Genomic DNA, 19,084 nt, shown 5'->3' with positions numbered 1-19,084 from the left:
AAGGAGCGAGATGACTGAGATCACGCGAGATGTCGTCGTCGTCGGAGCCGGCGCAGCCGGCCTCACCGCGGCGAACGACCTGCGCAGGGCGGGGCTTTCGGTGATGGTGCTCGAGGCGCGAGACCGTGTCGGCGGGCGGCTGTGGACCGACGTCGTCGACGGGGCGACGCTCGAGATCGGCGGGCAGTGGGTGTCGCCAGACCAAGAGGCGCTGAAACAGACGATCGCCGAACTCGGCCTCCAGACGTATCCGCGCTACCGCGAGGGCGACTCGGTCTACGTCAACGCCGACGGTGAGCTCACACGGTTCACGGGCGAGATCTTCCCCGTGCCTCCTGAGACCGAGCGCGAGATGATCCGCCTCATCGACGAACTCGACGCGCTCACAGCCCAGATCGATCCGGATGCGCCGTGGCAGCACCCTGACGCGGATGCCCTCGACCGGATCTCGTTCGAGGCCTGGCTCGAACGTGCGACCCCCGATCAGGAGGCCCGCGACAACATCGGGCTCTTCATCGCGGGGGCGATGCTCACCAAGCCCGCGTATGCGTTCTCGGCGCTGCAGGCGCTGCTGATGGCCGCCAGCGCGGGCAGCTTCACCCACCTGGTCGACGCTGACTACATCCTCGACGAGCGGGTCGTCGGCGGCCTCCAGCAGGTGCCGATCCTGCTCGCCGAGCGACTCGGCGACGACGTCCGGCTCGGGCAGCCGGTGACCGAGATCCACACGAGCGACGAGGGCGTGACGGTCGTCACCGACACGGGGCTGCGGGTACGCGCACGTTACGTCGTTCTCGCGCACGCGCCGATCCTCTACCCGTGGATCGAGTTCGACCCACCTCTGCCTCGGCTCAAGCAGCAGCTTCACCAGCACCTGTCGATGGGTTTCGTCATCAAGGTGCACGCCGTCTACGACCGTCCGTTCTGGCGCGAGCAGGGGCTGTCGGGCACGGCATTCAGCCCCTACGAGTTGTCCCACGAGGCATACGACAACACCAACCACGGCGACGAGCGAGGCACGCTCGTCGGCTTCGTCTCAGACCGCAACGCCGACGACCTCTTCCGCGTCTCGGCCGACGAGCGTCGCGAGCGCATCCTCGAGTCGCTGTCGCACTATTTCGGGCCCGAGGCGAAAAACCCGCTCGTGTACTTCGAGAGCGACTGGGGCGCCGAAGAGTGGACGCGCGGTGCGTATGCCGCCAGCTTCGACCTGGGCGGACTCTCGCGCTACGGGCCCGATCTGCGGACACCGGTCGGGCGCATCTTCTTCGCGTGCTCGGATATGGCCGGCGCCGGCTATCAGCACGTGGACGGGGCGATCCGGATGGGTCACCTCGTGGCATCGGAGATCATCGAGGAGGCCCGCGCATGAGCCGGATCGTCGTCGGGTACACCGCCACGAACGCGGGCGCAGACGCCCTCGCGCTCGGCGCGCGCTTCGCGGCGGCGACGGGGGCGAGGCTCGACCTCGTCGTCGTGCTCCCCGACGAGAGTCGCAGCGTCATCACGCCCCCCGCCGCCAGTTACAGCCGTCACCTGCAGAAACAGGCCGAGGAGTGGCTTTCGGCGGCATCCGAGCGGGTTCCCGCGGGGGTGGAGCACGCGGGCCACGTGCGTTTCGCCGAGTCGTTCGCCGCCGGACTGGTCGAGGCGGCTCATGAGCTCGGGGCCGGGCAGATCGTCGTCGGCGCCGCCAATGGCGGGCGGCGCGGCCGGCACCGCCTCGGAAGCGTCGCGACCGAACTGCTTCACTTCGCCGACGTCCCGGTCATGCTCGCACCCGAGGGTGCCCGGCGCGTCGACCACGCGCTCGGGATCTCGCGAATCACGGCGGCCATCGGGCTGCGTCCCGGTGCCGACGTCCTCCTCGAGGAGAGCCTCGCGCTCGCGGCGGCGACGAGGTCCGAGCTTCGTCTGGTCTCGCTCGTTGCGATCGACCTGCCTGCCGGGATCGCCGGCAACGAATCAGCCGCGTACCACGCGGACGAAGTGCTCGTCCACGCTCGCGGCACACTGCCCAAGGGGGTCGTCGCCGAAGCCGTCGTGGGCCTCGGCGACAGCATCGAAGAGGCGGTCGCTCATCTCAGCTGGGAGCCCGGAGAACTCGCCGTCGTCGGCTCCAGCCGCCTCGCGAGGCCGCGACGGCTCTTCCTCGGGTCCACGGCGGCCAAGATGCTGCGCGAGCTGCCGGTGCCGATGGTGGTCGTTCCCCGCACGCGCAAGAAGAACAAGGACTAGGGGGCAGGAATGAGCACACCCAGCGGTGACAACGGAGTCACCACGAGGCCGGCGAAAGACACCGGGCTGTCGGCCAAAGGGCTCAGTGCGGGAACAGTGGGCCTGATCGGCGCCGTCGTCATCGGGATCTCCTGCATCGCACCGGCCTACACGCTGACCGCCGCACTCGGACCGACCGTCTCGGAGGCCGGGTTCCACGTGCCGGGGATCATCCTGCTCGGTTTCATCCCCATGCTGCTCGTCGCGTTCGGCTATCGCGAGCTGAACCGGCGGATGCCCGACTCGGGCACGTCGTTTACGTGGGCTGCCCGGGCGTTCGGCCCTTACGTGGGGTGGATGGCGGGGTGGGGGCTCGTTGCGGCGACGATCCTCGTGCTGTCAAACCTCGCCGGGATCGCGGTCGAGTTCCTCTTCCTGCTCATCGACCAGATAGCCGGCGGCTCGGGAACGATCGCCGAATGGGCCTTCAATCCGTTCATCAACGTCGCCGTCTGCCTCGTGTTCATGCTCGGAGCCACCCTGGTGTCGTACCGGGACATGCAGACGACGCAGAAGCTGCAGTACGTCCTCGTGACCTTCCAGGTGCTCGTGCTCCTGGTGTTCTCCATCACGGCGTTCGTGCATGTCGCCGGCGGAACCGCGTTCGATGCCAGCGCGGTCGACCTGTCCTGGTTCAACCCGTTCGCCGTCACACCGGCGATCGCGATCGTCGCGGGTCTGTCGCTGTCGATCTTCATCTTCTGGGGGTGGGATGTCACCCTCACCATGAACGAGGAGACGAAAGACCCCGAACGCACGCCGGGGCGGGCCGCGACCGTCACGGTGATCACGATCGTGGTGCTGTACCTGCTCATCTCGGTCGCGCTGCTCGCGTTCGCCGGAACCGGCTCCGAGGGTCTCGGGCTGGGCAACCCCGAGATCCAGGCCAACGTCTTCTTCTATCTGTCGGGGCCGATCCTCGGCCCGCTCGCCTTCCTCGTCTCGCTCGCCGTGCTCACCAGTTCGGCGTCGTCGCTGCAGTCGACCTTCGTCGGGCCGGCCCGCACGCTGCTCGCGATGGGCCACTACGGTGCGCTGCCGCCTGCGTTCGCCAAAGTGTCGCCCCGGTTCTTCACGCCCGGTTACGCCACGATCGTCTCTGCCGTGGTGGCATCCGTCTTCTACGCCATCATGCGATTCGTCAACGAGAACGTGCTGTGGGACACCATCACGACGCTCGGCATGATGATCTGCTTCTACTACGGCATCACGGCGTTCGCGTGCGTCTGGTACTTCCGCAAGCAGTGGGTCGACTCGGTGCGCAGCTTCTTCTTCACGCTGCTCTTCCCGCTCGTGGGCGGCATCGTGCTGCTGGTGCTGTTCGTCATCACGCTCGTCGAGAGCCTCGACCCCGACTACGGCAGCGGAACGGCATGGTTCGGCGTCGGCAGCGTCTTCGTGCTCGGCGTCGTGATCATCGGCCTGGGCCTGGTCGTCATGATCTGGCAGCGCGTGCGGCGACCCGCCTTCTTCCGCGGAGAGACCCTCAGTCTCGACGCTCCCGCAAGCCTTCGCCGTTCGCGCCGCTGACCGGCAGACTGTGACCACCCACCCGATCGGAGAGAGCCATGACCGACTACGCCGTCGTCAACCCCGCAACCGGTGAGACCCTCGCCACCTACCCGACGATCACCGATGATGCGTTGGATGCCGCCATCGCGCAGGCGGACGCGGCCTACCGCGCCTGGCGAGAGGTTCCCGTCGCCGAGCGAGCTGCGCGCATCCGTCGTGTCGCCGAACTTCACCGCGAACGCCGTGACGAACTCGCCGCGATCATCGTGCGTGAGATGGGCAAGCCGCTCGCCGCAGCCGAGGGCGAGGTCGACTTCGCCGCCGACATCACCGAGTACTACGCCGACCACATCGACGAGATCACGGGTGACCAGCCGATCGACATCGAGGGCGAGGGCACCGCCGTCATCCGCCGTACGCCCCTCGGAGTCCTGCTGGGCATCATGCCGTGGAACTTCCCCTACTACCAGGTGGCCCGCTTCGCGGCGCCGAACATCGCCGTGGGCAACACGATCATCCTCAAGCACGCGTCGCAGTGCCCCGAGTCGGCCGCTGCGATCGCGCAGATCTATGCGGATGCGGGCATGGGCGAGGGCGTGTACACCAACATCTACGCGACGAACGATCAGGCGGCGACCGTGATCGCCGACCGCCGCGTGCAGGGCGTCTCGGTGACCGGCTCGGAGCGCGCCGGCTCGGCCGTCGCCGAGATCGCGGGGCGCAACCTCAAGAAGGTCGCGCTGGAACTCGGCGGCTCCGATCCGTTCATCGTGCTCTCGACCGACGATCTCGACGCGACGGTCGATGCCGCCGTCCAAGCGCGCTTGGACAACACCGGCCAGTCCTGCAACGCGGCGAAGCGGTTCATCGTCGACCACGAGCTCTACGACGCGTTCCTCGAGAAGTTCGTCGAGCGGATGAGCAGCGCGACCGTCGGCGATCCTTTCGCGGAGGACACCGTCCTCGGCCCCCTCTCGTCGCGCACGGCAGCCGAGCGGCTTGCCGAGCAGGTGGATCGGGCCGTCGCGCAGGGCGCGACGCTCGTGACGGGTGGCACGCGCGACGGCGCGTACTATCCCGGCACCGTTCTGACCGGCGTCACTCCCGAGATGGACGCGTACCGCGAGGAGTTCTTCGGCCCGGTCGGCATCGTCTACAAGGTCTCGGGCGAAGACGAGGCCGTCACCCTCGCGAACGACACCCCGTACGGGCTCGGCTCGTATGTTTTCACGACCGACCGCGAGCAGGCGGAACGCATCGCCGACAAGATCGAGGCGGGCATGGTCTACGTCAACCTCGTGCTGGCCGACGAAGCCGGACTGCCGTTCGGCGGTGTCAAGCGGTCCGGAACGTCGCGCGAAATGGGCCTGCTCGCCGCCGACGAGTTCGTGAACAAGAAGCTCATCCGCGTCGGCCCCTGACCGCCGCGGCACCTCTGCCCCGCGCTGGGCGAGGCAGAGGTGTCGCAGGGCGCGAGAAAGGGGCAGGATGGGTGCATGGATGCACCGCGGGACCCCGTCGTCCGCCTGAGCGATGAACAGTGCTGGGAGCGCCTGCGCGGACAGGAGCTCGGGCGGCTCGTCACCCGCGTGGGACAGGTCATCGACATCTTTCCGGTCAACTACGTCGTCGACGGCGACGCCGTGCTGTTCCGCACGGCCGAGGGCAGCAAGCTGTTCGAGCTGACGGCCAACGACGAGGTGCTGTTCGAGGTCGACGACCACACCGAGACCGACGCGTGGAGCGTCGTGCTGCGCGGCCGCGCGCACGTGCTCGACACCTCGGCCGAGGTCGAACGGGCCGATGGGCTGGGACTCGTGCCCTGGATCCCGACGCTCAAGTACGCCTACGTGCGCGTGCAGGCGACGTCCCTCACGGGGCGCGCGTTCGAGCGCGACGAAGAACCGGACCGGTACGGCATCCAGCAGTACTGAGCCGGTTCGCAGGCGTCGAAGGCATGCCGTACACTGGTCAGTGCAGTTGAAGTCTGCATTCTTTCGCCGTGCCCGCGCTTTGGGTTCTTCTTGAAACACGGTCGCGGCGAGCGAGTGCAGCATCCTGGGATCCGAAGGATCTCTAGGGCGGTAGCTCAATTGGCAGAGCAGCGGTCTCCAAAACCGCAGGTTGCAGGTTCGATTCCTGTCCGCCCTGCGCGTCAGGGCCGTCGGCACTCACGCCGACACGCACTGATCCACGGAAGGTAAATCAGGTGACATCGATGATGCAGGACGAGCCGGGCGGCGACGTCGTCGCTTCGAGCGGCGCAACGCGCGAGAAGAAGCTCAACCCCTTCGCTCGCATCGTGCTGTTCATCCGCCAGGTCTTCGCCGAACTTCGCAAGGTCGTCACGCCGACGCGCCAGGAGCTGGTGAAGTACACCGCGGTGGTGCTCGGCTTCGTCGTCGTCATGATGGCGATCGTCTACGGCCTCGACCTGCTGTTCGTGTGGGTCACGACGGTCGTCTTCGGTATCCCCGCCTGAGCTGATTCACGACGCGGGCGGATCGTTTCCGCCCACGAATGGAAGTTAACGAAGTGTCTGAGAGATTTAACGACGACGTGGACTGGGCGACAGCCGCAGAGCAGTCCTCAGAGGACGACGAAGCCCAGGAGGGCAACATCCTTGCCGCGGAGGAGCGCTCGGTCGAGCCGGCCGAGCACGCTGCGTTGCATATCGTCGACGACGCGAACACCCAGAACCTCTCCGACAACGACGAGATCGACATCGACGACCCGGAGGCTGACGCGATCGTGAACGACGCCCTGAACATCGACGAGGCCGCAGAGGCCGAGGCTGCCGCAGAGGTCCTCAACGAGTCCATCGCCGACGAGGTTGCGGAGTTCGAGGCCGACCTCGCCGATGACGTGGAGCCCTACGACGGCCCCGACGTCAACGGCGAAGAGGACGCGCCCGAGGCCGCCGACGAGGTCGAGGCCACTGAGGCCGCGGACGAGTCCGACGACGACGAAGTCGAAGACGAAGACCCGTACGAGGCATTCCGCGCCGAGCTGCGCAGCCTGCCGGGCAAGTGGTACGTCATCCACTCCTACGCCGGCTTCGAGCGCAAGGTGAAGGCCAACATCGAGCAGCGCAAGTCGACGCTCGAGGTCGAGGACGACATCTTCCAGATCGAGGTCCCCATGGAGGACGTCGTCGAGATCAAGAACGGCCAGCGCAAGATGGTCACGCGCGTCCGGATCCCGGGCTACGTGCTCGTGCGCATGGACCTCAACGAAGACACCTGGTCGGTCGTGCGTCACACGCCCGGCGTCACAGGCTTCGTGGGCAACGCGCACAACCCGACGCCGCTGCGCTTCGAAGAGGCCTTCAACATGCTGAAGAGCCTCGTCGAGATCAAGGAGGTCGCCCCCTCGAAGGGCGGAGCCGCCTCCAAGCAGGGTTCCGTCGCCGCGTCGCGCGTCATCCCCGCCGAGATCGACTTCGAGGTCGGCGAGACGATCACGATCAAGGAGGGCTCGTTCGCGGGTCTTCCCGGCACGATCAGCGAGATCAAGCCCGAGAGCGGCAAGCTCACGGTCCTCGTCTCGCTCTTCGAGCGCGAGACCCCCGTCGAGCTGTCGTTCGACCAGGTCACCAAGCTGTAATCAGACTTCCCCGCGGTCGCTGAGCTCGTCGAAGCACCGAGGGGGAAACCGCGATCCGGAAATGCCGGATGCGCGGGAGAACCGGATGCACTCGCATCCGATTCGATGAAAGGAAAAAGGAATGGCACCGAAGAAGAAGGTGACCGGCCTGATCAAGCTTCAGATCAAGGCCGGTGCAGCCAACCCGGCGCCGCCGATCGGGCCCGCGCTCGGTCAGCATGGCGTCAACATCATGGAGTTCTGCAAGGCGTACAACGCCGCGACCGAGTCGCAGCGCGGCAACGTCATCCCCGTGGAGATCACCGTCTACGAGGACCGCAGCTTCACGTTCATCCTGAAGACCCCGCCCGCCGCCGAGCTGATCAAGAAGGCCGCCGGAGTGGGCAAGGGATCGGCCACGCCGCACACCACCAAGGTGGGCAAGCTCACGAAGGATCAGGTTCGCCAGATCGCCGAGACCAAGCAGCCTGACCTGAACGCGAACGACATCGACGCTGCGGCGAAGATCATCGCCGGCACGGCCCGCTCCATGGGCATCACGGTCGAGGGCTGAGGGGAATAGACATGGCACACAAGTCCAAGGCCTACAAGGCCGCTGCGGCGAAGATCGCCGCCGACACGTTCTACACGCCGACCGAGGCCGTCGCCCTGGCGAAGGAGACCGGTTCGTCGAAGTTCGACTCGACCGTCGAGGTCGCGCTCAAGCTCGCCGTCGACCCGCGTAAGGCCGACCAGATGGTGCGTGGCACCGTCATGCTGCCGCACGGCACGGGCAAGACCGCCCGCGTCATCGTGTTCGCGACGGGTCCGGCTGCTGAAGCCGCCATCGCCGCGGGCGCCGATGAGGTCGGCGGCGCCGAGCTCATCGCCAAGGTCGCCGACGGCTGGACCGACTTCGACGCAGCCGTGTCGACCCCCGAGCTCATGGGCCAGGTCGGTCGTCTCGGTAAGGTCCTCGGTCCCCGCGGCCTCATGCCGAACCCGAAGACCGGCACTGTCACCCCCAACGCGGCCAAGGCCGTCGAGGAGATCAAGGGCGGCAAGATCGAGTTCCGCGTCGACAAGCACGCCAACGTGCACTTCATCGTCGGCAAGGCCTCGTTTACGGCCGAGCAGCTCGATGAGAACCTCAACGCTGCTCTCGAAGAGATCGTGCGTCTGAAGCCGTCGAGTGCAAAGGGTCGCTACATCCAGAAGGGTGCCGTGTCGACCACGTTCGGCCCCGGCATCCCGCTGGACGTCAACGTCATCTGAGCCACACCACGAAGGACCTCACCTACGGGTGGGGTCCTTCGTCGTTGACGGGGGGAGGGCACTCCGTCGCACGAACCTCGAACCCGTAGGAGTCCGTGGGGGCGGCATCGGTCACGATCACCTCGTCGACCCGTGAGCCGGGCGGGCCCTCGGCCATCCATGCCAGCACCCGGTCGACCTGGGCCCCGGTTCCCTCGATCTCGGCCTCGACGCTGCCGTCGCGGCGGTTGCGGACCCAGCCCGACACGCCGGCATCGTCGGCGATGCTGCGCATCGTGTAGCGGTAGCCGACGCCCTGCACAGCGCCGCGGACGACGACATGCACGCGCTTCATCTCCCCATCGTGGCGCGGACCGGGGGCAGACTCAACCGGTCTCAGCGCATCAGCACGAGCGAGAGGCCCAGTCCGATCATGACGACGGCGATGACGGCGTCGAGCACGCGCCACGCCCTCGGTGTGGCCAGCCACCGGCTGAGGAACCGGGCGCCGAGGGCGAGCCCGAAGAACCACACGAAGCTCGCGGTGACGGCGCCAGCGGCGAACCACCAGCGCGTGTCGCCGTGCGTGCTGGCCACCGAGCCGAGAAGGAACACCGTGTCGAGGTACACGTGCGGATTGAGCCACGTGAGTGCGAGCGTCGTGAGAAGCACCGGCGCGAGCCGCGTGCGCGTGGCGGCCCCGGCGGCGGGGGCCTCGGGCTCACCCGTCGCACGGAGTGTCTCGCCGCCGGGGCGCCATGCCCGCTTGGCGGCGAGGAGCCCGTACCCGACGAGGAAGGCCGCGCCCGCCCAGCGAACGACGTCGACGAGCCACGGAACGGCCTGCAGGACGAGCCCGATGCCCGAGACGCCCAGCACGATGAGTGTCGCATCCGAGACGGCGCACACGGCCGCGACGGCGACGACGTGCTCGCGACGCAGGCCCTGTCGCAGCACGAAGAGATTCTGCGCGCCGATCGCGATGATGAGTGAGAGGCCGAGACCGAGGCCGGCGAGAAGAGAGACGAGCACGATTCGAGGCTAGAGTCTGCCGTCGGTCCATTCCAGCTCATGATTCTTCATGCCCATTAGCATGGCTGATGATGCGCATCCCGTTCGAACTCGCCGAGACCGTCGCCGTCGTCGTCGACGAGGGCACCCTCGATGCCGCGGCGCGACACCTGCACATCACCCCCTCGGCGGTGAGTCAACGCGTCAAGACCCTCGAAGAGCTGCTCGGGCGCACCGTGCTCGTGCGGTCGAAGCCGGTGCGGACAACCGCAGCCGGCGCGGCCGTGGTGCGCTTGGCGCGTCAGGCGGCGCTCCTCGAGCACGACACTCTCGCCGAGCTCGGTGCTGATCCCGACGGGGGACTGCGCACCTCGGTCGCACTCGCCGTCAACGCCGATTCGCTCGCGACGTGGTTCCTCGAACCGCTCGCACGGCTCGCCCATCGGCATCCCGTCGTGTTCGATCTGCACCGCGACGATCAGGATTTCACGGCTGGCCTGCTCGAATCGGGCACCGTCATGGGCGCCGTCACGTCGCGCGCGGAGCCCGTCGCGGGATGCCGCGTCTCGACGCTCGGAGCGATGCGGTATACGGCGGTCGCGACTCCGGCCTACGTCGCGCGGTGGTTTCCCCGCGGTCCGGATGCCGCGGCCCTGGCCGCCGCACCACGCATCGACTTCGACCGCCGAGACGATCTGCAGGGGCAATGGCTCTCCGCTCAGAGCGTCGCCGCCACCGCGCCGCCTCGTCACTACGTACCGGCGTCGAACGACTTCGCGTCGGCGACGCTGCTCGGACTCGGGTGGGCCCTGCTGCCCACGTTCCAGTCGCAAGGCCCCCTGGCCGCCGGCGACCTCGTGCCGCTCGGTGGGCCGCCCGTCGATGTGACGTTGCACTGGCAGCAGTGGAACCTGCGCTCTCCGCTCCTCGGGGCGATCGCCGATGAGATCGTCGCTGAGGGGCGCAGGGTCCTCGCCAGCGTGTGATAGGGCCCCAACATTCCGTTCGCGACATGTGGGCCGCGTAGCGTATAGACCAGCGATCGGCGGACGCCGTTGGCTCCGCGGCCCCATGGTCCCCGATCGGAAGCGCAGGTGCGTTATGACCGCTACCACCCTCGAGCCTCGGCTCGGTCCCGTCCGGCAGACCTACGCGTCTACGGAGGACTTTCCGCCCATGGCGCGGGCCTACACGGATGTGGCTCAGGTGGTGCGCGAAAGCGGCCTGCTGCGCCGGGCACCGTGGTTCTACGCCTTCGTCGGCGTCATGATCGCACTCGGCTTCGGCGGCGCCATCACCGGATTCATCCTGCTCGGCGATAGCTGGTTCCAGCTGCTGATCGCGGCTGCTCTCGGCATCCTGTTCACGCAGGTCGCCTTCCTGGCGCACGAAGCGGCCCACCGCCAGATCCTGTCATCGGGCCCGGCCAACGACCGGCTCGCCCGCCTGCTCGCGAACGGCATCGTCGGCATCAGCCTGTCGTGGTGGACGACGAAGCACACGCGTCACCACGCGAACCCCAACCGGGTCGGCAAGGACCCGGACATCGAGATCGACACGATCTCGTTCATCGAAGAGGACGCGGCCTCGGCGCGCGGTCTGCGTCGCCTGATCACCCGCAAGCAGGGCTGGCTGTTCTTCCCGCTCTTGACGCTCGAGGGCCTCAACCTGCATTACCTCGGCATGAAGCACCTGCTGAGCCGTGGCCCCGTCAAGCACCGCTGGCGCGAGCTCACCCTCGTCCTCCTGCGTTTCGCGGTCTTCGTCGGTCCCGTCTTCGTCTTCCTCCCGCTCGGAATGGCGTTCGCCTTCCTCGGTGTGCAGCTCGCCGTCTTCGGCGTCTACATGGGTGCGTCGTTCGCTCCCAACCACAAGGGAATGCCCGTCATCGCGCCGGACGCGAAGCTCGACTTCTTCACGAAGCAGGTACGCACCTCGCGCAACGTCTCGGGCGGCTGGTGGGCGACGTGGCTCATGGGCGGACTCAACTACCAGATCGAGCACCACCTGTTCCCGAGCATGCCTCGCACGCACCTCGCCAAGACGCGCGAGATCGTCATGGAGCAGTGTCGGACGCTCAACGTCCCGTACACCGAGACGACGATCCTGCAGTCCTACGGCATCGTGATCGACTACCTCAACCGGGTGGGACTGGCCGCACGCGACCCGTTCGACTGCCCGATGGTCTCGGCCTACCGCCCGTCCTGACGCCGGGTCAGTCGTCGCTGACGCGAAGGACGATCTTGCCGCGCGTGTGCCCCTGCTCCAGGAGTGCGTGTGCCGCGGGGGCATCTGACAGGTCGAAGACCTCGTCGACGTGGATCCTCAGCGCACCGGTGTCGATCAGATCGGCCATCGCCGCGAGTGCACGCCCGTCGGGGATGACCTTGTACGACGTCGCACGCACCCCCGCCGCCTGGGCCGCTGCGGCGTAGCCGGGCCAGGACCCTGTCGCGACGGGGATGTAGAGGCCGTCGGGGCGCAGGACGCCCAGCGAACGCGTGCCGGTGTCGTCGTGCACGTTGCCGATGGGGTCGATCACGACATCGACGTCGCTCACGATGTCTTCGAAGCGCGTCCTGCGGTAGTCGATGACCTCGGATGCACCCAGATCGCGCAGCCACGCGAGATTGCGCTCCGAGCCTGTCGCCGTCACGTGCGCCCCGAAGTGCGCGGCCAGCTGCACGGCGAAATGGCCCACGCCGCCCGCGCCGGCGTGGATGAGGATGCGCTGACCTTCGTTCGCCCGGGCGGCGTCGACGACGAGCCCCCACGCCGTGAGTGCCGCGAGCGGAACACCGGCGGCCTCGGCGTGCGACAGCGACGCGGGCTTGCGGGCAGCGGACAGCGAGGGGAGCACGACGTACTCGGCGTACGTGCCGCCCGAGCGCGGGAAGGGCACCATTCCGAAGACGGGCGTGCCCGGCTGCAGGGGGTGCGACTCGTACGGCGCGCGTACGACGATGCCGCTGACGTCGTAGCCGAGCGTCGAGGGGAACGACCCGATGAGCCCGGAGACGCCTGTGCCGCCGCGCGTCTTCGCGTCGATCGGGTTGATTCCGGCGGCGACGACACGCACGAGCAGCTCGCTGAGTGCGGGCGCCGGCAGGGGGAGCGTCGCCTCGCGCAGGACGGAGGGGTCACCCGGCCTATCGAACACGATCGCCCGCATGTGCTCGGGCGGGGCGGGAACAGGGGTGACGGTCATGACGGGATCCTTTCGGGCGTGAGTGAGGCGCAGCATCCAGTCAACCGGATTCCGTCGCGAGCGGGCGCGTCAGGTGCTCGGTGTCGCGCCATCCCGGAGCGTGTGAAGCAGATGCGTCAGGCGACGGATGTCGTCGAGGTCCCAGCCGCCGAGGGTCTCGGCCAGACCGGTCTCGTGCGGTGCCCGGGCCACCGCGAGGCGCTCGAGACCGAGCGCGGTCGGTGCGATGAGGCTCGAGCGGCCGTCGTCGGGGTCGCGGGTGCGGTCGACGAACCCCAGCTGTTCCAGCTCGCGGACAGTCCGGCTGACCTGGCCCTTGTCGGCGGCGAGCGCCTCGGCGAGCTCTGAGGGCGTCACACGCTCGCGCCGAACGATGGTCGTGAAGACCTTGTAGGCGCCGGGGAGCATGCCCGGGCTCATCCGCTCGGCATTGACGGCGAACTGGCGGCGCACGAGGTCGAACAGCTCGCTGAACTCGGCTTCCAACGCGCGCACGGCGTCCTTGTGCTCGGCGCTGTGCCCGGTCATCGGGGTCGTCATGACCGGCCCCCGCGACGGCGGCGCCGGGGGGCGGCATCGGACTCGACCGTCGGAATCGGCCCGGTGGCGGTGATGGCGGCCATGCCCGCTTCCGAGCCGATCGTGGCGAGATCCGCTTCACCGGCCTCGAGGCGCTCCCGCGTCGTCATACGCGTGAGCGGCACGTTCGGCAGGAAGATGATGGCGATCAGGCTCAGCACCGCGAACGGTGCGGCGATGAGGAAGGCCTGTGAGATGCCCTGCGCGTAGATGTCCTCGACGATGAGTCGGATGCTCTCGGGCAGCGTGTACACGGCGGGCATCGTGCCGGCGAACAGCTGCTGCGTGATGGCGGCACCCTCGGCTCCCAGGCCTGCCGCCGCCGCGCCGATGGCCTCTTTGCTCGACACGAACAGATCGGTGACGCTCGCAGCCAGCGCGGCGCCCATGACCGAGACGCCGATCGTGCCGCCCACGCTGCGGAAGAAGGTCACTCCCGATGAGGCGGCGCCCATCTCATCGGGGCGCGCGGTGTTCTGCACGACGAGCACGAGGTTCTGCATGGTCATGCCGACGCCTGCACCCATCAGGAACATGTAGATCGAGACGAGCACGAAGTTGGTGTCGTAGCGCAGCGTCGTGAGCATGCCCAGGCCGGCGATGAGCAGGATCGAGCCCACGACGAGGTAGCTCTTCCATGCGCCGAAGCGGCTGATCAGCTGGCCGACGACGATCGACGAGACCAGCAGTCCACCGATCATCGGCAGCGTCATGAGCCCGGCTTCGGTCGGCGTCGCGCCCCGCGCCATCTGCATGTACTGGCTGAGGAAGACCGACGACCCGAACATGGCGATGCCCGTGGCGATCGAAGCGAGCACAGAGAGGGTGAACGTGCGGTTGCGGAACATGCGCAGCGGAATGAGCGGTTCGCGCGAGCGCAGCTCGACGACGATGAACAGCGCCGTCGCGAGGGCAGAACCGCCGGCCATCAACAGGGTCTCGAGGCTCCACCAGTCATACGTCGTTCCGGCGCCGGTGATCCAGATGAGCAGCAGCGAGACGGCGGCTGTCAGCAGCACGATGCCGAGATAGTCGATGCTCGCCTTGCGCGTGCGGTTCGAGATGCCCAGCGTCCGCTGCAGCAGGAAGAGCGCGGCGATCGCGAAGGGAATCGCGATGAAGAAGTTCCAGCGCCAGCCGAAGGCGTCGGTGATGACACCGCCCAGCAGCGGACCGCCGATGGTCGCGAGCGCCATGACGGCGCCGAACAGGCCCATGTAGCGTCCGCGTTCGCGGGGGCTGATGATGTCGGCCATGATGATCTGGCTGAGAGCGGCGAGGCCACCGGCGCCCACTCCCTGTGCGGCGCGGAAGGCGATGAGCGTGCCGGGATCCTGGGCGAACCCGGCCGCGGCGGTTGCGAGCACGAAGAGCACCAGGGCGATCTGGATCAGCAGCTTGCGGTTGAACAGATCGGCGAGCTTGCCCCAGATGGGCGTCGAGATCGCCGTCGTGAGCAGCGTCGCGGTGATGACCCAGGTGAATGCCGACTGGTCCCCGCCGAGGTCGTGCACGATGACCGGGAGCGATGTCGAGACGACGGTCGAAGCGAGCATCGACACGAACATGCCGAGCAGCAGCCCGGAGAGGGCCTCGAGGACCTGCCGACGGGTCATGCCGGATTCGGTGAGAGGGGCAGCGGACGATGCCATGGCTTCCTTACAGGATCGGGTACCGCGACGCCCTCGGCGCGAAAGTTGACAAGGGTCAACTATAGGTCGTTAGTTGATGTGCGTCAACCATCCCATGGCGACGAGGCACGACGGCAGGCGTCGAGTCCCGCGAGGGGCCGGGTCGAGGTCAGTCGGCGAGCGCGAGGGCGCGGAAGGGAGCGCGTACGGGCGGGGGAGTCTGCTCGGCAGGACGCACGGCGCGCAGGTGCCGGCGGTGCAGTTCGTCGATGAGTGACGTCGCGAGGTGCACGAGCTTGGCGATCTCGGCTTCGTCGCGGTCGACCCACGCGCAGCGCGGCTCGTCGCCCACGGGCACGAAGTCGTCGTGCTGCTCCCACGCCACGAGTGTGCGCTCGGCGCCGAGCACGTGCTGCTGCCAGAAGATCTGCCGAAGGTACGTGCGCGGGATGCTGCGCCAGGCCTTGTTCGTCGTCTTGATCTCGGCGAGGGTCACGCGCCCCTGGCTGTCGACGGTGACGCCGTCGGGGGTGGCCAGATGGCGCTTCTCGACCGTCGCGTGGAACAGCGCGGACGAGGGCTGGATGCCGTGCGTCGCGGCGACCCACGCGGCGATCTCGGGTTCGCGGCGCCGGCCGTGCGCCGTGTAGGCATTGCCTGAAAAGCCGGAGCCCAGCAGCTTGGCGTCTGCGGCACGAGGGATCGCCCGCTCCGAGGTGAGCGAGGCGACGTCCGTCGCCGTGATCCCCCGTGAGCGTGCCCGCACCCACGCCACCCGGTCGCGGGAGTCCGCGACGATTCGCGCAGCGAGTTCGGGTGTCACGGCTTCGACCCTACGCCGCCCCACCGGACGGCACGGCGCGGCACGCGCGGTTCGTGATGGTTATAACCGCGCGCCCTCGATCTGTAGCCTTTGCCCGCGCCCCTAGGTACACACTGGAGAATGCCCTCCAAGAACACCGACCCCCGAGTCGAACTCGGTCGTCGTCTTGCGGCCCAGCGGTTGGCGCGGAAGCTGACCGCAGAGGGGCTCGCGGCCGTCGCCGACCTCGACGTGTCGAACATCCGAAAGATCGAGGCCGGGTCGAACCCGCAACTGGTGACGGTTCTGAAGATCGCCGGCGTGCTCGAGGTCGACATGGGTGAGCTGTTCCGCGGTATCGACCCGTATGGGCTCACCGGAGAGGATCGGCCCACGCGCGTCTCCGAGGTCGACCCGCGGTTCTGGCGGCCCCGTGACCGGATCGCCTGACGGCCGGACGGGCGCTGCGACACGGCGTGCGTTCCGAGGGGCGCGCGATTTGGTGCGCAGCGCGGTGTGACGTACCCTGGGTGAAGCCAAAGACCGCCGGTCATCGGCGTGCGTGTGAGCGCACATCGATCGAAGCTCTGCGACATGCAGGGGCCCGCGCAGGTGTCACGAACTTCTTCCAAAGCTCCGTGCGCTTGCGCCGGAGCTTTTTTGATGTCCAGACGGAAGAACCGGATGCCTGCGGCTGACGCTCCGCCATCGCGGAGCATCTCACACACATAAGGAGTGACCATGGCGCAGAAGGATGCATCGGTCGCCGAGCTCACGAAGAACTTCGAGGACTCGACTGCCGTTCTGCTGACCGAGTACCGCGGTCTGACGGTTGCTCAGCTCAAGGAGCTGCGCAACAACATCCGTCAGGACGCGGAATACGCCGTGGTGAAGAACACGCTGACCAAGATCGCCGCGAACAACGCGGGGATCACCTCGATGGACGAGGGCCTCAAGGGCCCGTCGGCCATCGCATTCGTGCACGGCGACTTCGTCGCCACTGCGAAGGCTCTGCGTGACTTCGCCAAGGCCAACCCGATGCTCGTGATCAAGGGTGGCGTTTTCGAGGGAAACCCCCTCACCGCCGACGAGGTCAACAAGTACGCCGCGCTCGAGAGCCGTGAGGTTCTGCTTGCAAAGGCTGCGGGCATGATGAAGGCGACGATGGGCAAGGCTGCCGCGACCATCGACGCGCTTCGCGAAAAGCTGGAGACCGCCGAAGCCGCGTAAGCGACTGGCGATCTCGTCTCACAAACCCCATCAATCTAGGAGATACATCATGGCCAAGCTCAACACTGAGGAACTGCTGCAGCAGTTCGCCGATCTGACCCTCGTCGAGCTCAGCGAGTTCGTCAAGGCGTTCGAGGAGAAGTTCGACGTCACCGCTGCTGCTCCCGTCGCCGTTGCCGGCGCCGCTGGCGCGGGTGGCGAGGCCGCTGCCGAGGAGGAGAAGGACTCGTTCGACGTCATCCTCGAGGCTGCCGGCGACAAGAAGATCCAGGTCATCAAGACCGTCCGCGAGCTCACCTCGCTCGGTCTCGGCGAGGCCAAGGCCGTCGTCGACGGTGCACCCAAGGCCGTCCTCGAGGGCGCGAGCAAGGAAGCCGCCGAGAAGGCCAAGGCTGCGCTCGAAGAGGCCGGCGCGACCGTCACCCTCAAGTAATCGCGATCAGCGATCTCCACGTCTTCTGACGTGACGCCGAAGACCCCCGGGTTCACCCGGGGGTCTTCGTGCATTCCGCGGTCGGGAGCGGGCGAGTATACCGATGCGGTCGCACGGCAGAAGGGGGGTTGCCGCGCGGGACGTGGGGTCCTACGGTGACCAACGTGGAAGCGATTCCGCATCGCTCCCACGACACAGCGCGCACGTACACCGTGCACCGCAACACCGAAGGGGATCGCAATGAACGCACGCACTCATAGGCGCAGTGCCGCTTCCATCGCTGCACTCGGAGCCGCCGGTCTGCTCATCGCCGGATGCGCCGGCGGTGGGGGAGACGGCGGCGGAGAGACCGTCGAGGGAGACTTCTCAGGCCAGACCCTCAAGGTCGCCGCGGCCTGGTCAGGAGCCGAACAGTCCAACTTCGAAGCGGTGCTGCAGAAGTTCTCGGAGGACACCGGCGCCCAGGTCGACTACACGAGCTTCGGTGACAACGGACCGACGTTCCTGCAGGGACAGCTCGAAGGAGGCTCGCCGCCCAACGTCGCGGTCATCGGGCAGCCGGCGCTCATGCAGTCGCTCGCTGCCGCCGGTGACCTCATTCCGCTGAGCGACGCGACCCGCAGCGCCGTCGAAGAGAACTACTCCGACAGCTGGATCGATCTCGGTTCGGTCGATGGTGAGCTGTACGGCGTGTGGTTCAAGGCCGCCAACAAGTCGACGGTCTGGTACAACGCCGACATCTACGACGAAGCGGGAGCGTCCGCCCCCGAGGACTGGGACGGCTTCCTCGAGCAGCTGCAGCTGGTTCAGGACTCCGGCTACTCCGGCATCTCGGTCGGCGCCGACGTCGGCTGGCCGCTCACCGACTGGTTCGAGAACGTCTACCTCCGCACGGCGGGGGCCGAGAAGTACGACCAGCTCACAAAACACGAGATCCCCTGGACGGATCCCTCGGTCGCCGAGGCGCTCGAGGTCATGGCGACGCTGTGGTCGAGCGATGTGCTGCAGCCCGGAGGTGCGCAGCGCACGTTCCCCGAGAGCGTCACGGCCGTGTTCGGCGCAGACCCGCAAGCGGGCACCGTGTACGAGGGGGACTTCGTCGCCGGCAACATCACCGACGACGGCAACTCCGTCGTCGGCGAGAACGCGCTGTTCTATGACTTCCCGTCGATCAACGGCTCGGCGCCCGCCGTCGTCGGCGGCGGCGACGTCGCGATCCAGTTCGTCGACGACGAGGCGACCGATGCGCTCATGCAGTACCTCGCATCGCCCGCGGCGGCCGAGATCTGGGTGCCCAACGGTGGCCTGACCTCGCCGAACCGCAATGTCGACACGTCGCTGTACCCCGATGACACGGCACGAAAGATCGCCGAGGCGCTGACGGGTGCCGAGACGTTCCGATTCGACATGTCCGACCTCACGCCGAGCGCTTTCGGAGGCACGGCCGGGACCGGGTTCTGGCAGATCATGATCGACTTCTACGCCGATCCCACCGACATCCAGGGCACGATGGAAGCCCTGGAAGCGGCAGCCGTTTCGGCGTACTGACACTCCGCCACTCA

At 67.6% G+C, this 19,084-nt stretch carries 21 protein-coding genes and 1 tRNA gene; 16 read left to right on the top strand and 6 right to left on the bottom strand.

Translation table 11 applies throughout. From position 1 onward, the window contains the following. The first annotated feature begins 10 nt into the window (after positions 1-10). The 10 genes from AC25Y0_RS01155 to rplA all read left to right on the top strand — a co-directional run bounded on the left by AC25Y0_RS01155 (position 11) and on the right by rplA (position 8,649). Positions 11-1,372: a flavin monoamine oxidase family protein gene (locus AC25Y0_RS01155; protein WP_488122529.1), complete on the top strand. Its 1,362-nt coding sequence runs from the start codon at positions 11-13 to the stop codon at positions 1,370-1,372. Then, positions 1,369-2,238, top strand: coding sequence for a universal stress protein (locus tag AC25Y0_RS01150; protein WP_488122528.1), 870 nt, complete (start codon positions 1,369-1,371; stop codon positions 2,236-2,238). Before AC25Y0_RS01155 ends, AC25Y0_RS01150 begins: the two co-directional genes overlap by 4 nt. A gap of 9 nt (positions 2,239-2,247) precedes the next feature. Further along, positions 2,248-3,807, top strand: a complete 1,560-nt coding sequence (locus tag AC25Y0_RS01145; RefSeq protein WP_488122527.1) for an APC family permease — start codon at positions 2,248-2,250, stop codon at positions 3,805-3,807. Between the two features lie 38 nt (positions 3,808-3,845). Next, positions 3,846-5,210, top strand: coding sequence for an NAD-dependent succinate-semialdehyde dehydrogenase (locus tag AC25Y0_RS01140; protein ID WP_488122526.1), 1,365 nt, complete (start codon positions 3,846-3,848; stop codon positions 5,208-5,210). Between the two features lie 75 nt (positions 5,211-5,285). Continuing rightward, positions 5,286-5,723, top strand: a complete 438-nt coding sequence (locus tag AC25Y0_RS01135) for a pyridoxamine 5'-phosphate oxidase family protein (protein ID WP_488122525.1) — start codon at positions 5,286-5,288, stop codon at positions 5,721-5,723. A 144-nt stretch (positions 5,724-5,867) separates the two neighbouring features. Then, positions 5,868-5,940: transfer RNA gene (locus tag AC25Y0_RS01130), tRNA-Trp, on the top strand. 67 nt (positions 5,941-6,007) lie between these two features. Further along, positions 6,008-6,271, top strand: coding sequence for a preprotein translocase subunit SecE (gene secE / locus AC25Y0_RS01125; protein ID WP_488122865.1), 264 nt, complete (start codon positions 6,008-6,010; stop codon positions 6,269-6,271). A 53-nt stretch (positions 6,272-6,324) separates the two neighbouring features. After that, the gene (gene nusG, locus AC25Y0_RS01120; RefSeq protein WP_488134060.1) at positions 6,325-7,395 is read left to right on the top strand and encodes a transcription termination/antitermination protein NusG; all 1,071 of its coding nucleotides are present in this window, start codon (positions 6,325-6,327) and stop codon (positions 7,393-7,395) included. Between the two features lie 121 nt (positions 7,396-7,516). After that, positions 7,517-7,948, top strand: coding sequence for a 50S ribosomal protein L11 (rplK, locus tag AC25Y0_RS01115; protein ID WP_488122523.1), 432 nt, complete (start codon positions 7,517-7,519; stop codon positions 7,946-7,948). Between the two features lie 11 nt (positions 7,949-7,959). Next, positions 7,960-8,649: a 50S ribosomal protein L1 gene (gene rplA, locus AC25Y0_RS01110; RefSeq protein ID WP_488122522.1), complete on the top strand. Its 690-nt coding sequence runs from the start codon at positions 7,960-7,962 to the stop codon at positions 8,647-8,649. A 22-nt stretch (positions 8,650-8,671) separates the two neighbouring features. Here rplA and AC25Y0_RS01105 read toward each other — a convergent pair whose 3' ends face one another. Continuing rightward, entirely contained in the window at positions 8,672-8,983 is a 312-nt protein-coding gene (locus tag AC25Y0_RS01105) for an acylphosphatase (protein ID WP_488122521.1), read from the bottom strand. A 41-nt stretch (positions 8,984-9,024) separates the two neighbouring features. Continuing rightward, the gene (lysE, locus tag AC25Y0_RS01100; protein WP_488122520.1) at positions 9,025-9,660 is read right to left on the bottom strand and encodes an L-lysine exporter; all 636 of its coding nucleotides are present in this window, start codon (positions 9,658-9,660) and stop codon (positions 9,025-9,027) included. 68 nt (positions 9,661-9,728) lie between these two features. On the opposite strand from lysE, the gene AC25Y0_RS01095 reads away from it, so the two are divergent. Both AC25Y0_RS01095 and AC25Y0_RS01090 read left to right on the top strand, forming a co-directional pair. Then, complete coding sequence (locus tag AC25Y0_RS01095) at positions 9,729-10,625, top strand: LysR family transcriptional regulator ArgP (protein ID WP_488122519.1); 897 nt, start codon at positions 9,729-9,731, stop codon at positions 10,623-10,625. A gap of 115 nt (positions 10,626-10,740) precedes the next feature. Beyond that, a complete protein-coding gene (locus tag AC25Y0_RS01090; protein WP_488122518.1) occupies positions 10,741-11,847 on the top strand; it encodes a fatty acid desaturase family protein in 1,107 nt (368 codons plus the stop codon). Positions 11,848-11,854: 7 nt separating this feature from the next. On the opposite strand, the gene AC25Y0_RS01085 is transcribed toward AC25Y0_RS01090, so the two are convergent. The 4 genes from AC25Y0_RS01085 to AC25Y0_RS01070 all read right to left on the bottom strand — a co-directional run bounded on the left by AC25Y0_RS01085 (position 11,855) and on the right by AC25Y0_RS01070 (position 15,880). Beyond that, positions 11,855-12,847 (bottom strand): NADP-dependent oxidoreductase, encoded by a 993-nt coding sequence (locus AC25Y0_RS01085; RefSeq protein WP_488122517.1) that lies wholly within the window; start codon positions 12,845-12,847, stop codon positions 11,855-11,857. Positions 12,848-12,916: 69 nt separating this feature from the next. Beyond that, entirely contained in the window at positions 12,917-13,387 is a 471-nt protein-coding gene (locus tag AC25Y0_RS01080; protein WP_488122516.1) for a MarR family winged helix-turn-helix transcriptional regulator, read from the bottom strand. Further along, positions 13,384-15,078, bottom strand: a complete 1,695-nt coding sequence (locus tag AC25Y0_RS01075) for an MDR family MFS transporter (protein WP_488134059.1) — start codon at positions 15,076-15,078, stop codon at positions 13,384-13,386. Before AC25Y0_RS01075 ends, AC25Y0_RS01080 begins: the two co-directional genes overlap by 4 nt. 148 nt (positions 15,079-15,226) lie before the next feature. Then, a complete protein-coding gene (locus tag AC25Y0_RS01070) occupies positions 15,227-15,880 on the bottom strand; it encodes a YqaJ viral recombinase family protein (protein ID WP_488122514.1) in 654 nt (217 codons plus the stop codon). Positions 15,881-16,000: 120 nt separating this feature from the next. On the opposite strand from AC25Y0_RS01070, the gene AC25Y0_RS01065 reads away from it, so the two are divergent. The 4 genes from AC25Y0_RS01065 (at position 16,001) to AC25Y0_RS01050 (ending at position 19,070) form a co-directional block, all read left to right on the top strand. Next, on the top strand, positions 16,001-16,309 hold the full coding sequence (locus tag AC25Y0_RS01065; protein ID WP_488122513.1) for a helix-turn-helix domain-containing protein: 309 nt from the start codon (positions 16,001-16,003) through the stop codon (positions 16,307-16,309). 291 nt (positions 16,310-16,600) lie between these two features. Next, positions 16,601-17,089 carry a 50S ribosomal protein L10 gene (gene rplJ, locus AC25Y0_RS01060; protein WP_488122512.1) on the top strand — a complete coding sequence of 163 codons (489 nt, stop codon included), beginning with the start codon at positions 16,601-16,603 and terminating at the stop codon, positions 17,087-17,089. Positions 17,090-17,138: 49 nt separating this feature from the next. Further along, positions 17,139-17,522: a 50S ribosomal protein L7/L12 gene (rplL, locus tag AC25Y0_RS01055; RefSeq protein ID WP_488122511.1), complete on the top strand. Its 384-nt coding sequence runs from the start codon at positions 17,139-17,141 to the stop codon at positions 17,520-17,522. A 240-nt stretch (positions 17,523-17,762) separates the two neighbouring features. Next, positions 17,763-19,070, top strand: coding sequence for an ABC transporter substrate-binding protein (locus AC25Y0_RS01050; protein WP_488122510.1), 1,308 nt, complete (start codon positions 17,763-17,765; stop codon positions 19,068-19,070). The last annotated feature ends 14 nt before the right edge of the window (positions 19,071-19,084 follow it).

The organism is Microbacterium sp. Y547, from assembly GCF_057669785.1.
Note: the sequence above shows the minus strand (reverse complement) of the source record. Positions and strands in the feature narration are given on the sequence as shown.

Coding starts and splice junctions, on each gene's coding strand:
- AC25Y0_RS01155 (WP_488122529.1), top strand. CDS start 11: ATGACTGAGATCACGCGAGATGTCGTCGTCGTCGGAGCCGGCGCAGCC.
- AC25Y0_RS01150 (WP_488122528.1), top strand. CDS start 1,369: ATGAGCCGGATCGTCGTCGGGTACACCGCCACGAACGCGGGCGCAGAC.
- AC25Y0_RS01145 (WP_488122527.1), top strand. CDS start 2,248: ATGAGCACACCCAGCGGTGACAACGGAGTCACCACGAGGCCGGCGAAA.
- AC25Y0_RS01140 (WP_488122526.1), top strand. CDS start 3,846: ATGACCGACTACGCCGTCGTCAACCCCGCAACCGGTGAGACCCTCGCC.
- AC25Y0_RS01135 (WP_488122525.1), top strand. CDS start 5,286: ATGGATGCACCGCGGGACCCCGTCGTCCGCCTGAGCGATGAACAGTGC.
- secE (WP_488122865.1), top strand. CDS start 6,008: ATGATGCAGGACGAGCCGGGCGGCGACGTCGTCGCTTCGAGCGGCGCA.
- rplK (WP_488122523.1), top strand. CDS start 7,517: ATGGCACCGAAGAAGAAGGTGACCGGCCTGATCAAGCTTCAGATCAAG.
- rplA (WP_488122522.1), top strand. CDS start 7,960: ATGGCACACAAGTCCAAGGCCTACAAGGCCGCTGCGGCGAAGATCGCC.
- AC25Y0_RS01105 (WP_488122521.1), bottom strand. CDS start 8,983: ATGAAGCGCGTGCATGTCGTCGTCCGCGGCGCTGTGCAGGGCGTCGGC.
- AC25Y0_RS01095 (WP_488122519.1), top strand. CDS start 9,729: ATGATGCGCATCCCGTTCGAACTCGCCGAGACCGTCGCCGTCGTCGTC.
- AC25Y0_RS01090 (WP_488122518.1), top strand. CDS start 10,741: ATGACCGCTACCACCCTCGAGCCTCGGCTCGGTCCCGTCCGGCAGACC.
- AC25Y0_RS01085 (WP_488122517.1), bottom strand. CDS start 12,847: ATGACCGTCACCCCTGTTCCCGCCCCGCCCGAGCACATGCGGGCGATC.
- AC25Y0_RS01080 (WP_488122516.1), bottom strand. CDS start 13,387: ATGACGACCCCGATGACCGGGCACAGCGCCGAGCACAAGGACGCCGTG.
- AC25Y0_RS01075 (WP_488134059.1), bottom strand. CDS start 15,078: ATGGCATCGTCCGCTGCCCCTCTCACCGAATCCGGCATGACCCGTCGG.
- AC25Y0_RS01065 (WP_488122513.1), top strand. CDS start 16,001: ATGCCCTCCAAGAACACCGACCCCCGAGTCGAACTCGGTCGTCGTCTT.
- rplJ (WP_488122512.1), top strand. CDS start 16,601: ATGGCGCAGAAGGATGCATCGGTCGCCGAGCTCACGAAGAACTTCGAG.
- rplL (WP_488122511.1), top strand. CDS start 17,139: ATGGCCAAGCTCAACACTGAGGAACTGCTGCAGCAGTTCGCCGATCTG.
- AC25Y0_RS01050 (WP_488122510.1), top strand. CDS start 17,763: ATGAACGCACGCACTCATAGGCGCAGTGCCGCTTCCATCGCTGCACTC.